Here is a 12705-nt window from a genome sequence, read left to right as displayed (position 1 = left end):
ACTCGTGATCCGAAGCAAGGCATAAGCGGGCGATGGACATCTTCGCGACATTGCAGGAAGAAAAGGGGCGGCTCTCCCAGTCGGAAAACCGCATCGCCGATATTCTCCTGAACGATTTCGAGTTCGCGGTAAACGCCTCCATCATCGAGCTCGCGAGCAAGGCGGACGTTTCGCCGCCGACCGTCACCCGCTTCTGTCGGCGGTTGGGTTGTGACAGCTTCTCCGACTTCAAGGTGCAGCTCGCGCGGACCGCCTATATCGGCATGCGCTACCTGAAGCCCGAGCCGAAGAGCCGGGAGACCGGCGATGTCGCCCAGGACATCATCACCAAGTCGCAGAACGCGCTGTTTCTTCTGCATCGCTCGCTCGATCTCGCCGCGATCGAGCAGGCGGTCGAGCGGATTGCCTCAGCGGAAATGATCTACGCCTTTGGTTCCGGCGGCAATTCGTCGATGATCGCCGGCGAGCTTCAAAACCGGCTCTTTCGTTTCGGCCTGCGCATCACATCGAGCTCGGATCACAGCATGCAGTTGATGATGACGGCGGCGGCCCGGCCGACGGACGTGCTGATCGGCTCCTCCTTTTCCGGCCGCAACGCCGAACTCGTGCGCGCCTTCACGCTTGCGCGCGAACTGAAAGTGCCGACCATCGCGCTGACGCAGAGCGGCAGCCCGGTGGCCACCGCTGCCAGCATCACCGTTCCGGTCGATCTGCCGGAGGGCAACAATATCTACCGCCCCACCTCCACCCGCATCGCCTATCTGGCGCTGCTCGACATCCTCTCCAGTCTCGTCGCTTATCGGGTTCAGCCGCAGGCGACAGCCACACTTCGGCGCATCAAACAGCAGCTGGTGACCCACCGCGACGGTGACGACCGCCAGTTGCTCGGAGACTGACGTGCCGCGAAAGGTCAACGCATGACGCAATCTCTCGCGATCGTCACCGGCGCCGCCGGCGATATCGGCCGTGCTATCGCCCGCAAGCTTGCCGACGACCATGACGTGGTTCTGCTCGTCGACATCGATGCGGAGGCCGCCGAAAAGGCAGCGCGGGCGCTTGGCGACGGCAAGCGCTTCGTCGCAGTCGCCTGTGACGTCACCAATGCCGAAAGCGTGGCGGCGATGGCAGCGAAGGCCGCAGAGAAGGGCGCTGTCCGCACCCTCGTCAACAATGCTGGTGCTGCCCGTGCCGTCAGCCTGCACGACACGACGCCGGAGATCTGGCGCATGGACAATGCGCTGAACCTCGAGGCGGCCTTCCTCACTTTTCGCGCCGTCGAGGACATGCTGAAAGAGACCCACGGCTCGGTCGTCAACATCGCCTCGGTCAACGGCATGAACGTCTTCGGCCATCCGGCCTATAGCGCCGCCAAGGCCGGGCTCCTGCACCTGACCCGGCTGATTGCGGTCGAATACGGCAAGTTCGGCATCCGCTCGAATGCGGTGGCACCCGGCACGGTTCGCACCCAGGCCTGGGAGGCGAGGGCGGCATCGAACCCGGATGTCTTCGAAGAGGCGCGCCGCTGGTATCCGCTGCAGCGCATCGTCAATCCGGATGACGTCGCCAATGCCGTGCATTTTCTCGCAGGCCCGCTCGCGGCCGCCATTTCGGGCGTCTGCCTGCCTGTCGATTGCGGCCTGACCGCCGGACAGGCTGAGTTGGCCCGCACGTTCTCGCAATCAAACCACTACTGACATAGAGCATTCTGGAGGAAGAGCATGCACCCGGTTTCCTACCGTCTCGAGGCGTCCTGGCAGCCGGATGGCGGGCCGTTCGGGCGGTTTACCTTCACGCTGTTCAATTTCTCCGGCGCGCCACTTTCCGGCTTCAGGATCGTCTACACCTCGCTCACCCGGGTGATCGATCCCAAGGCCTGCGACAATGCCGTGTTCCTGCGCCGTAACGCCAATTTTCACGAATTCGCGCCGCCTGCGGGGCTGACGATCGAAAACGGCGGGAGCTGGACCTTCACCGTCAGCGGCCTGCACCGCAACGCGCGCCACTGCACCGACGGTGCCAAGTCCGCCTATCTGACGCTTGCCGATGGTGGTCACGTGCCGGTCGCTGTCTCCGATCTGTTGCTTGAAAATGCCGTCAGTGAACCGCCGCCGGTGCGGCTACCGGACGGCAAGCTCGATCAGCCCTATGCGTTGCAGCCCTGGCCAGCGAAGCTTGAGCTTCGTCCTGGAGACGGTTTTCCAGTGGTGCTCTATCCGGCGGTCGGCTCGACGGGCGAGGATGTCGCTGCCATCGATACGGTTCTGGCGATGTACCATCGGCTGTTCCCTGCGGGCCACGCCCCCTTCAGCCTGGCAGCCTCGAAGCAGGGGCGGGCGATTGTCTTTACCGCCGACGCTGGTCTTAAGGCTGAGGCCTATCGGCTCGACTTCTCTGAGACCGAAATCCGGCTTAGCTTTGGCGGCAGCGCCGGCCGGCAATATGGTTTGACCAGTCTGGCTCAGCTTCTGGATGGGGCACGCAACCATCCGGAAAAGTTCCGCTTTCCGGCGAGCGGCAAAATTTTGGATGCGCCGCGTTACAGCTGGCGCGGTTGCCATCTCGACGTCTCCCGCCAGTTCTACCCGACGGCGGATGTGGCGCGGCTGATTGACATTCTCGCCTGGTTCAAGCTCAACGTTTTCCACTGGCACCTGACCGACGACGAGGCCTGGCGCCTGGAGATCAAGGCCTACCCGCAGCTGACGACGCTTGGCGTCCTGCGCGGGCCGGATGAGCCGCTTCTGCCGCAGCTTGGTAATGGCGCTGAGCCTGTCGGCGGCTTCTACAGCCAAGCGGACGTGAGGGCGATCGTCGCGCAGGCGACGGCGCTGCATGTCGATGTCGTGCCGGAGATCGATATCCCTGGCCATAGCACGGCGACCTTGGTGGCGCTGCCGGATCTGACAGACGGTCAGGAGGCCCCGGAGAGCTACCATTCGGTTCAGGGCTATCCCAATAACGCGCTCAACCCGGCCGTTGCCTTTACCTACGAGTTTCTGGAGAAGGTCCTCGACGAAATGGTCGAGCTTTTCCCGAGCGCCTACATCCATATCGGCGGCGACGAAGTGGCGAACGGTTCTTGGCTCGCTTCGCCGCTGGCCAAGAAGCTGATGGAGCAGGAGGGCATCTCCGGCACCTTCGCGCTGCAGTCCTATTTCCTGAAGCGGGTGAAGCAGATGTTGACGGCGCGTGGCCGCAAGCTCGCCGGCTGGAACGAAGTGGCGCATGGCGGCGGTGTCTCGACCGAAGATACGCTGCTGATGGCCTGGGAGCGGCCGGAGGTCGGCATCGAGCTCGCCCGCGAAGGCTATGACGTGGTGATGACCCCCGGCCAGGCCTATTACCTCGACATGGCGCAGGCCGATGCCTGGCAGGAGCCAGGTGCAAGCTGGGCCGGCACGGCGACACCCGCCCACACCTACGGCTACGAGGCCGAGGGCGAATTCCCGGACGAGCTGAAGGCCCGCCTCAGAGGCGTGCAGGCGTGCATCTGGTCCGAGCATTATCTTTCGCGCGGCTACTTCAACCGGCTCGTCTTCCCGCGGCTTCCGGCGATCGCCGAGGCGGCATGGACACCGAAGTCGGCGAAGGACTGGCTGCGCTTTGCGGCCATCGCGCCGCTCAGCCCGAACCTCTGAGAGGAACGTTCATGCGCATCGCCGTTGGTGGCATCCATACCGAATGCAGCACCTATTCGCCTGTTCTGATGACAGAGGAAGATTTTCGCGTTCTGCGCGGCCAAACGCTGCTGGACGCCGAGTACTTCAGTTTCATGAAGGCCGAGGGTGTCGAGCATCTGCCGCTTTTGCATGCCCGCGCCGTGCCCGGCGGCCCCGTGTCGCGCCCAACCTACGACGCCTTCAAGGCCGAGTTCCTCGAAATGCTGCGTGACGCGCTGCCGATCGACGGGCTTTATCTCGCCATGCATGGCGCCATCAAGGTCGACGGGATGGACGACGCCGAAGGCGACTGGATCTCCGCCGCCCGCGCTGTCGTCGGTCCCAATTGCCCGGTGGCGGCGAGCTACGACCTGCATGGCAATGTCAGCCAGGAGATCATCGACCAGCTCGATATTTTTGCCGCCTACCGCACCGCGCCGCATATCGATACGCCGGAGACCATGACCCGTGCCTGGTCGATGCTGGTATCTGCGCTGAGAGACGGGACGCGCCCGGGCATCGCCTGGGCACCGGTCCCGGTCCTGCTTCCCGGCGAATGCACCTCGACCGAGGACGAGCCGGCAAAGTCGCTCTACGTGCAACTGCCCGAGATCGATAAGCGGCCGGGCGTTCTCGATGCCAACCTGATGGTGGGCTACGTCTGGGCCGACGAGCCGCGGGCGACCGCCTGTGCGGTCGTAACGGCCACCGACAGGGCGGCGGCCAAACGGGCAGCGGAAGAGATTGCCGCCGGCTACTGGTCGGAACGTCGAAACTTCCGCTTCGGTCCGGTCACCGGACCGCTCAACGAAATGCTGGATATCGCCGAGCGGGCGACGACGACGCCGATCATTCTTGCGGACTCCGGCGACAACCCGACCGGCGGCGGCGTTGGTGATCGCGCAGACGTGCTGAAGGCGCTGCTCGCCCGCGGCTGGCGGGGCGCGTTGATCGCCGGCATCACGGACCTGCCGGCGGTCGAAGCCTGCTTTGCCGCTGGGGTCGGCGAAACGTTGATGCTCAAGATCGGCGGCAGCCTCGATCCGGCAAGCCCCCGTGCGGAGATGCTGGCCGAGGTCGTCACGCTCTATGATCCCGGGCCTGCGAAAGAGCGGCAGGCGGTGGTGCGGGTCGGCGCGATCGATGTCGTCATCGCGGCACGGCGCAGGCCCTACCACAACATCGAGGACTTCCGGCGGCTGGGCCTCGACCCTGAGGCGGTGCGGCTGCTCGTCGTCAAATCGGGCTACCTGTCGCCCGAACTGGCGCCGATCGCCAACCCCAACCTGATGGCCCTGACTGAAGGGGTCGTCAATCAGGACATCCAAGGGCTCACGAGCCTGCGCCGTCAGCGCCCGGCCTACCCCTTCGATCAGGACTTTTCCTTTGAACCCGTCGCCCGCTTTTCGGCGCGTTGGTCGAGCGGCGCCTGAGACATGCTTCGCACATTTCCTACCCGAGTTTCGGGTAGGGGCTTCCCTCAAAGCACCGCGCGTCGTTCGACGCGCATGGGCGCTGAAACGCCTTAGCCTTCCGCATAACACCGTCCTTAAATCGATCACAATTTAAGCGACTGTGCGATATCCTCCACCCGCTTCGCGGACACATTCTAGCATGACCTCCACCATTCTCAGCGCCATGCGCAACCCGGCCATGCGGATCAGCATGCTGGCAATCTTCCTGTTCGGGTTTGCCGGTGCGGCCACCTCGCCCTACCAGTCCGTCGTCGGCATCAACGAGCTGGGGCTCAGCGATGCCGTCTATTCGCTGCTGATCCTGCTTGCCTCGACGGTGAACGTCATCGTCAGTGTTTCGATCGGCATTCTGGCCGATCGCGTCGGCAACTACCGGCTGCTGATGTCGACGGCGATCTTTTTCGGCGTTGTCGGCTACGGCATCGTCTATGTGCTCCCGCATCAGATGAGCTTCGTCGTTAGCGTCTTGTTGCTGTTGCCAATCTACGGCGCGGTCTACACGCTGCTCTTTGCCAATGTGCGCAGCATCGCCCGGCGGATGAGCGGCCATGACGCTGCGTCGCTCACGACGGGCGCCCGCGCGGCCATATCAGTGTCCTGGGTTCTGGTGCCAGGACTGGTCGGCTTTGCACTCGCCGGCGGCGACAGCATGTTGCCGGCCTATCTGCTCGCCTGTCTCGGCTGCCTCGCCAATCTGCTGATCGTCTATTTTAAACTGCCCAACGAAAATGGGGCCGACGCATCGCTCGGCAAGCGGCTTTCCTACTGGACGTCTTTTCGGGAGATCCTGGCGCCGGGGATTTTCCTGCGCGTCATCGCCGTTGCGATCATCACCTCGTCGCTGCACGTCAACGCCGCCGTGCTGCCCCTGATCATGACCGACGAGATCGGCGGCAGCGTCACCGATATTGGCATCATCGTTGGGATTGTCGCTTTCCTCGAAGTCGTGTTCATCTTCGTCTGGGCGCGCATCCAGCTGAGCCTTGTTCCATTCAAGGCGCTGGCGCTCGGAACCGCGATCTACATCGGCTACATGGTGCTGCTCGGCTTTTCGACGGCGACCTGGCAGATCTACGCGCTCACCTTGATCAGTGCCTTTGGTGCCGCTGCTTTGATCACGATCCCGATCAGCTACCTCCAGGACCTGATTGCCGACCGCCCGGGCCTCGGAAGCTCATTGCTCGCCGTGAACCTCTTCCTGAGCGGCGGCCTTTGCGCCGGGCTTTTTGCGCTCGGCACGCGGATCAGCGACTATTCGGGCACGGCGCTGCTTGGCGGCGCCGCAGGCCTTGCCGGGCTGGTGCTGCTGCTCGCGCTCGACGGCGATAAAACAGGGAAGAAAACAGTCCGCCGCTCGTGAATTAGTCCCAAGGCTCATCGACAAAACTGCAGGTGAACTTTGTCTGGTTGTCCTGGAGACATCTCTTCTTTTGATCGGCGAGGATCATGATCCTCGCGAAGAAGCGCGAAAAGTCGGCCTTGCTGGAGGTAAACGTGGCTATCCCCAAAGCGTGCGCCTGGGCCTGCGCCACGCAGGTCGCCAGCTCCTGATCGGGGACATCGCTGTTTGCCACGACGACGGCTCGGTCGAACCGTCCTTCGGCAGAATAGTTTACGGCAGAAGCGCAGTTCCCTGCACCGGTTCCTGCGGTGTCGTTCAGCAGTTTGTTGTAGTAGGGGTCGAAGCCAAAATCTTCAATTTTGCTGACGTCGACCCGGCCATTCTTGACGACGTCCTTTCTGAAGATCACGCCGATGGTGTTTCTTCCGAGGCCCGGTTGGGCCTTGGTCTCAATTCCGGCGGCCATGGCGATCATTTGAATTGTCGAGAAGACCACGTCCCTCTTCTTGGTCTCCCCTTGGCTCATTCCGACGCCGATAAATTCCGGGAAGGCGGTAAAGTGCCGTTCTCCGTTGCGAACAGGGCCGAAGAAACTCACGTTTTGAGCGACCGCAGACGAGGCAACAAAGACGCTCGCAAGAAGCCCGGTGGCAAACATAAGATGTCTAATGGTTCTTCTCCCGTACCCGCCCTGGCGCATGAAGCCTTCTCATAAAAAACCAGCGCTCGCGTGAGCGAGCAGAGATGTTCTGCAACGCGTCGCCAGCAATGCGATGGCATCTCGATTTTTCTAGCATTGCTATCAACAGCTGCAAGGCGCCGGAGCGAGGAAGACGCAGTCCTGACGCTAGTCTCATCAAAAAGTGATTGGGGCGCCTTTCGGCGCCCCAATCAGTATGTCCTTGAGTATGTCGGTCGAGAGCGGATCAGTTGCCGAGAATGCCCGGCAGGCGCAGGCCCTTTTCCTTGGCGCAATCGAGCGCAATGTCGTAGCCCGCATCGGCATGGCGCATGACGCCGGTTGCCGGGTCGTTCCAGAGCACGCGTTCGAGGCGCTTGGCCGCATCGTCGGTACCATCGGCGCAGATGACGACGCCCGAATGCTGCGAGAAGCCCATGCCGACGCCGCCGCCGTGGTGCAGCGACACCCAGGTGGCGCCCGATGCGGTGTTGAGCAGGGCGTTGAGCAGCGGCCAGTCCGAAACGGCGTCCGAGCCGTCCTTCATCGCTTCGGTCTCGCGGTTCGGCGAGGCGACCGAGCCGGAATCGAGGTGGTCGCGGCCGATGACGACCGGCGCCTTCAGTTCGCCGTTCTTGACCATTTCGTTGAAGGCGAGGCCGAGGCGGTGACGATCGCCGAGGCCGACCCAGCAGATGCGCGCCGGCAGGCCCTGGAAGGCGATGCGCTCACGTGCCATGTCCAGCCAGTTGTGCAGGTGCTTGTTGTCGGGCAGCAGTTCCTTGACCTTGGCGTCGGTCTTGTAGATGTCTTCCGGATCGCCGGACAGGGCCGCCCAGCGGAACGGGCCGACGCCGCGGCAAAAGAGCGGGCGGATATAGGCCGGAACGAAGCCCGGGAAGGCAAAGGCGTTTTCGAGGCCTTCTTCCTTGGCCATCTGGCGGATGTTGTTGCCGTAGTCGAAGGTCGGGATGCCCATGTCCTGAAAGGCGATCATCGCTTCGACGTGGTCGCGCATCGAGGCGCGCGCGGCCTTTTCGACGGCCTTCGGATCGCTGACGCGCTTCTCCTTCCACTGGCCCATGGTCCAGCCCTTCGGCAGGTAACCGTTGACCGGGTCGTGCGCCGAGGTCTGGTCGGTGACCATGTCGGGGCGGATGCCGCGGCGGACCATCTCCGGCAGGATTTCGGCGGTGTTGCCGAGCAGGCCGACGGACTTGGCTTCGCCGTTCTTCGTCCAGCGGGCGATCATCTCCATCGCTTCGTCCAGCGTCTCGGCCTTTTCGTCGAGGTAGCGGGTGCGCAGGCGGAAATCGATCGAGTCCGGGTTGCATTCGACGGCCAGGCACGAAGCGCCTGCCATGACGGCGGCGAGCGGCTGGGCGCCACCCATGCCGCCGAGACCGCCGGTCAGTACCCACTTGCCCTTAAGGTTGTCGCCATAGTGCTGACGGCCGGCTTCAACGAAGGTTTCGTAGGTGCCCTGAACGATGCCTTGTGTGCCGATATAGATCCACGAGCCGGCGGTCATCTGGCCGTACATGGCGAGACCCTTCTTATCCAGCTCGTTGAAGTGATCCCAGGTCGCCCAGTGCGGCACGAGGTTGGAGTTGGCGATGAGAACGCGGGGCGCATCCTTGTGGGTGCGGAACACGCCGACCGGCTTGCCCGACTGCACCATCAAGGTTTCGTCGTCGTTGAGGTCCTTTAGCGTCTCTACGATCTTGTCGAAATCGGCCCACGTGCGGGCGGCACGACCGATGCCGCCGTAGACGACCAGCTCGTGCGGGTTTTCCGCGACGTTCGGGTCCAGATTGTTCATCAGCATGCGCAGCGGCGCTTCGGTCAGCCAGCTCTTGGCATTGAGCGCGGTGCCCTGAGGGGCGCGCACGTCGCGAATATTGTGGCGCGGATTGTTGATGGTCATGCCTCGCTCCCTGTCAGTGTCTTGAGGTCAAATGCGATGGTTTCGATGCGGTTCAGGATCGCACCCAGCGGCTTTCGCAACAGGGCGGATCGTGTGGCGTCGAGCGCGAAAGGCGGCTCTTCGGCGGCGAGATGGGTCGATTGCGCGAGCTCCATCTGTATGGCATGCACGCCGGTTTCCGGGCGGCCATAGTGGCGGGTCGTCCAGCCGCCCTTGAAGCGGCCGTTGAGAATGCTGCTGTAACCTTCCGCAGCAGCAGCGATTTCGGCCGTCGCCTTCTCGATGTCAGGCGCGCAGGTCTTGCCCATGTCGGTGCCGATGTTGAGATCCGGCAGCTTGCCTTCGAACAGGAACGGAATGCGCGAGCGGATCGAGTGGCAGTCATAAAGCACGACCACGCCATGGATCGCCTTGACCCGCTCGATCTCGGCGGCAAGGGCCGCGTGATAGGGCGCATGGAATGACCGGAGCCGTTCGGCGATATCCGCTTCGGTCGGTGCCTCTCCGTCCTTCCAGATCGGCTTGCCGTCGAAATCCGTTTCCGGGATCAATCCGGTCGTGTTCTGACCGGGATAGAGGCTGACGCCCTCGGGATCGCGGTTGGCGTCGATCACGTAGCGGTGGAAGGTGGCGCGAACGACGGTCACCTCCGGCAGCAGGCCATCATAAAGTTGATGGATGTGCCAGTCGGTATCGGCGAGGATCCGGCCGTTATCGTTCAGCCGATCCCAGATCGCAGCCGGCACGTCGGTGCCGGTATGCGGAAAGCCGAGAATGACCGGCGAGTTGCCTTGTCTGACTTCGACGACCGCCATTTCAGGCCTCCAGGCTTGGCAGGATGCCGGCGGAGACGGCGGCGTTCAGACGGCCCGAGGCGATGAGGTCGCCGGCGGCCTTGAGGTCGTTGGCCAGGTAGCGGTCCTCTTCGATCGTCGGCGAGACGGCGCGAAGGGCGGCAGCGGCTTTCTGCAATTCAGGGCTCGTGGCGAGCGGCGCTCGGAATTCGACGCCCTGGACGGCGGTCAGTGCTTCGATGCCGACGATCGAGAACAGGTTCTCGGTCATCAGCAGCAGGCGGCGCGCGCCGTGGCAGGCCATGGAAACGTGGTCTTCCTGATTCGCCGACGTCGGCGTCGAGTCAACAGACGCCGGATGCGAGAGCTGCTTGTTCTCCGACATCAGCGCCGCCGAGGTGACTTCCGCGATCATCAGACCAGAGTTCAGGCCCGGCTTCTTGGCGAGGAAGGCCGGCAGGCCGTAGGAGAGAGCCGGGTCTACGAGCAGCGCGATGCGGCGCTGCGAGATCGCGCCGATCTCGCAGACGGCAAGGGCGATCTGGTCGGCGGCAAAGGCAACCGGCTCGGCGTGGAAGTTGCCGCCGGAGACGACCGAGTTGTCCGAAAGAACGAGCGGGTTGTCGGTGACGGCGTTGGCTTCGGTTTCAAGCACGCGGGCGACCGAGCGCAGCAGATCGAGGCAGGCGCCGTCGACCTGCGGCTGGCAGCGGATGCAATAGGGATCCTGCACGCGCTCATCGCCTTCGATGTGGCTTTCGCGGATTGCCGAGCCGGCAAGCAGCGCGCGGAGAGCCGCGGCCGTATCGATCTGGCCGCGATGACCGCGCAACGTATGGATATCCGGATGGAAGGGCGCTGACGAGCCCATGGCCGCATCGGTCGACATGGCGCCGGTGATGAGTGCCGCCTGTGCGGCACGATGGGCGCGGAAGAGACCGGCGAGTGCCAGCGCCGTCGACGTCTGGGTGCCGTTGATCAGCGCAAGGCCTTCCTTGGCGGCCAGCACCACCGGTTTGAGGCCGGCGGCGGACAGCGCTTCGCCGCCGGACATGCGACGGCCTTCGAAATAAGCTTCGCCGTGGCCCATCATGACTGCGGCCATATGGGCGAGCGGGGCGAGGTCGCCGGAGGCGCCGACCGAGCCCTTTTCGGGAATGACAGGGATGACGCCCTTTTCGAGCATGGCTTCGATCAGCCGCACGAGTTCGAGGCGGACGCCGGAGGCGCCGCGACCGAGGGAGACGAGCTTCAGCGACAGGATGAGGCGAACGACGTTCTCGGCGAGCGGCTCGCCGACTCCGCAGCAATGCGACAGGATCAGGTTGCGCTGCAGCGTTGCAACGTCGGCGCTGTCGATCTTGATCGAGGCGAGTTTGCCGAAGCCGGTGTTGATGCCGTAGACCGGCGCGTTACCGGCGACGATCTCGGCAATGCGGGCGGCAGCCTTGTTGATGCCGGCGTCAAAGGACGGATCGAGGCGGGCCGGCTCGCCGGTCCAATAAATGGTTTCGAGGTCGCGGAGGGGCACGGAGCCCGGGTGTAGAGTGATGGTCATTGACCGATCCTTTGCCCTCTAAAGATGCGTTCATGAAGCGGATTGAAGCCGATGCGGTAGACGAGCTCGGCCGGATCCTCGATGTTCCAGATTGCCAGATCGGCGGATTTTCCGACTTCGATCGTGCCTGTTTCGGCCAGCAGGCCAAGCGCGCGGGCGGCTTCGCGCGTCGCACCGGCAAGGCATTCGGCAACCGTCAGCCGGAAGAAAGTCGCCGACATGTTCATGGTGAGAAGCAGCGAGGTCAGCGGCGAGGTGCCGGGATTGCAGTCGGTGGCGATCGCGATCCGCGCGCCGGCATCACGCAAAGCCTGGACCGGCGGCAGGCGCTCTTCGCGCAGTGCATAGAAGGCGCCGGGCAAAAGCACGGCGACCGTACCTGATTTGGCCAGGGCCGCAGCCCCTTCGGCGTCGAGATATTCGAGGTGGTCGGCCGAAAGCGCGCCGTAGGAGGCCGCGAGCTTTGCGCCGCCAAGGTTGGAGAGCTGTTCTGCGTGCAGCTTGACCGGCAGGCCGAGTGCCTTGGCGCGCTCAAAGACGCGGGCGATCTCGGCAGTCGAAAACGCGATGCCCTCGCAGAAACCGTCGACCGCATCGACCAGGCCTTCGGCATGGGCGGCGTCGAGGCCGGGCAGCACGACATCGGTGACGTAGTCATCGTTGCGGCCCTTGTAGTCCGCAGGCGTTGCGTGTGCGGCGAGATAGCTCGTCATAACGCGCACCGGCCGCAGCGTTTCGAGTTTGCGGGCGGCACGCAGCATGTTGAGCTCGGCCGTGACGTTCAGTCCGTAGCCGGATTTGATTTCGACGGTCGAGACGCCTTCGGCAAGAAGCGTGTCGAGCCGCGGCAGGGCGCTTTCGACAAGCTGGTCGACGGTCAGCGCATTGGTCGCCTTGACCGAGGAAACGATGCCGCCACCGGCGCGCGCAATCTCTTCATAGGTGGCGCCTTCGAGGCGCATCCGGAATTCGCGGGCGCGGTTGCCGCCATGAACGAGATGGGTGTGGCAGTCGATGAGAGCGGGCGTCACTACGCGGCCCTCGTAGTCCGTCGCTTCAAGGCTGCGTGCGAGGTCGGCGGGCAGTCCGTTCTCCGGCCCGGCATAGGCGATACGCCCATCGACGACCGCAACGGCCGCATTCTCGACGAGGCCAAGACCGTCAACGGTTTCGCCAAGCGTCACGAGACGCACATTGCGCCAGATGCCGGATGTCTGCCTGCGGGTCGAGAGTTCTTTCATCAGGTCGCCTCCACTGAATATAATGTATAT

Annotated in this window: 10 protein-coding genes; 5 read left to right on the top strand and 5 right to left on the bottom strand. The window is 63.7% G+C overall.

Annotated features, from left to right (window positions below; all coding sequences use genetic code 11):
• Positions 1-32 precede the first annotated feature (32 nt).
• The 5 genes from ASE71_RS11775 to ASE71_RS11755 all read left to right on the top strand — a co-directional run bounded on the left by ASE71_RS11775 (position 33) and on the right by ASE71_RS11755 (position 6494).
• Entirely contained in the window at positions 33-896 is an 864-nt protein-coding gene (locus tag ASE71_RS11775; protein ID WP_034799558.1) for a MurR/RpiR family transcriptional regulator, read from the top strand.
• 21 nt (positions 897-917) lie between these two features.
• Positions 918-1694, top strand: a complete 777-nt coding sequence (locus tag ASE71_RS11770) for an SDR family oxidoreductase (RefSeq protein ID WP_034799561.1) — start codon at positions 918-920, stop codon at positions 1692-1694.
• A gap of 24 nt (positions 1695-1718) precedes the next feature.
• Positions 1719-3638 (top strand): beta-N-acetylhexosaminidase, encoded by a 1920-nt coding sequence (locus tag ASE71_RS11765; protein WP_060518240.1) that lies wholly within the window; start codon positions 1719-1721, stop codon positions 3636-3638.
• An 11-nt stretch (positions 3639-3649) separates the two neighbouring features.
• A complete protein-coding gene (locus tag ASE71_RS11760) occupies positions 3650-5092 on the top strand; it encodes a M81 family metallopeptidase (protein WP_060518238.1) in 1443 nt (480 codons plus the stop codon).
• 181 nt (positions 5093-5273) lie between these two features.
• The gene (locus ASE71_RS11755) at positions 5274-6494 is read left to right on the top strand and encodes an MFS transporter (RefSeq protein WP_060518236.1); all 1221 of its coding nucleotides are present in this window, start codon (positions 5274-5276) and stop codon (positions 6492-6494) included.
• Position 6495: 1 nt separating this feature from the next.
• On the opposite strand, the gene ASE71_RS11750 is transcribed toward ASE71_RS11755, so the two are convergent.
• From ASE71_RS11750 to hutI, 5 genes are all read right to left on the bottom strand, one after another.
• A complete protein-coding gene (locus tag ASE71_RS11750) occupies positions 6496-7134 on the bottom strand; it encodes a hypothetical protein (RefSeq protein WP_060518234.1) in 639 nt (212 codons plus the stop codon).
• Positions 7135-7402: 268 nt separating this feature from the next.
• On the bottom strand, positions 7403-9076 hold the full coding sequence (gene hutU / locus ASE71_RS11745) for a urocanate hydratase (RefSeq protein ID WP_060518333.1): 1674 nt from the start codon (positions 9074-9076) through the stop codon (positions 7403-7405).
• A 2-nt stretch (positions 9077-9078) separates the two neighbouring features.
• Positions 9079-9897, bottom strand: coding sequence for an N-formylglutamate deformylase (hutG, locus tag ASE71_RS11740; RefSeq protein WP_060518232.1), 819 nt, complete (start codon positions 9895-9897; stop codon positions 9079-9081).
• 1 nt (position 9898) lies between these two features.
• Positions 9899-11434: a histidine ammonia-lyase gene (hutH, locus tag ASE71_RS11735; protein WP_060518229.1), complete on the bottom strand. Its 1536-nt coding sequence runs from the start codon at positions 11432-11434 to the stop codon at positions 9899-9901.
• Positions 11431-12675 carry an imidazolonepropionase gene (gene hutI / locus ASE71_RS11730; RefSeq protein WP_060518227.1) on the bottom strand — a complete coding sequence of 415 codons (1245 nt, stop codon included), beginning with the start codon at positions 12673-12675 and terminating at the stop codon, positions 11431-11433. The genes hutH and hutI overlap by 4 nt, the downstream gene beginning before the upstream one ends.
• Positions 12676-12705 lie beyond the last annotated feature (30 nt).

The sequence above is a fragment of the Ensifer sp. Root954 genome (assembly GCF_001429005.1).
In the GTDB taxonomy this organism is placed as follows: domain Bacteria; phylum Pseudomonadota; class Alphaproteobacteria; order Rhizobiales; family Rhizobiaceae; genus Ensifer; species Ensifer adhaerens.
This window is presented reverse-complemented; position numbering and strand designations above follow the sequence as displayed.